Origin of the sequence: Streptomyces sodiiphilus (assembly GCF_039529215.1) — a bacterium.
Taxonomy (GTDB): domain Bacteria; phylum Actinomycetota; class Actinomycetes; order Streptomycetales; family Streptomycetaceae; genus Streptomyces; species Streptomyces sodiiphilus.
In genome coordinates this window covers 1-743 of the sequence record NZ_BAAAMJ010000100.1, presented here as the reverse complement: position 1 = coordinate 743, position 743 = coordinate 1, and the positions used below count along the sequence as shown (strand labels likewise).

At 68.6% G+C, this 743-nt stretch carries 1 protein-coding gene; it reads left to right on the top strand.

What is annotated here, in order from left to right; genetic code table 11:
- The coding region (locus ABD299_RS24770) for an acyltransferase domain-containing protein (protein WP_344266985.1) at nt 1–743 on the top strand (743 nt) is incomplete at both ends.

The window sequence follows — 743 nt, the reverse complement described above, 5'->3', positions numbered from 1 at the left end:
TTCGTGTTTCCGGGGCAGGGGTCGCAGTGGGTGGGGATGGCGGTGGGGTTGCTGGATTCTTCGCCGGTGTTCGCGGGGCGGTTGGGTGAGTGTGAGGGGGCGTTGTCGGGGTTTGTGGATTGGTCGGTGTCGGAGGTTTTGCGGGGGGTGGAGGGTGCGCCGTCGTTGGAGCGGGTGGATGTGGTGCAGCCTGTGTTGTGGGCGGTGATGGTGTCGCTTGCCGAGGTGTGGCGGGCGTGTGGGGTGGTGCCGTCTGCGGTGGTGGGGCATTCGCAGGGGGAGATCGCTGCGGCGGTGGTGGCGGGTGGTCTGTCGTTGGAGGACGGGGCGCGGGTTGCGGCGTTGCGGTCGTTGGCGATTGCGCGGGGTCTTGCGGGGCGTGGGGGGATGTTGTCGGTGTCGTTGCCGGTGGGTGAGGTGCGGGAGCGGATCGGTGCGTGGGGTGGGCGGGTGTCGCTCGCGGCGGTGAATGGTCCGGGGTCGGTGGTGGTGTCGGGTGATCCGGGGGCGTTGCGGGAGGTGTTGGCGGGGTGTGAGGCCGAGGGTGTGCGGGCGAAGCTGATTCCGGTGGATTACGCGTCGCATTCGGCTCATGTGGAGGCGATCCGGGAGGAGTTGCTGGAGGTTCTGGGTCCGGTCAGGCCGCGCAGTGGGGATGTTCCGTTCCGGTCGACGGTGACCGGTGAGGTGATGGACACCGCGGGTCTGGATGCCGAGTACTGGTACACCAACCTCCGCCGGAC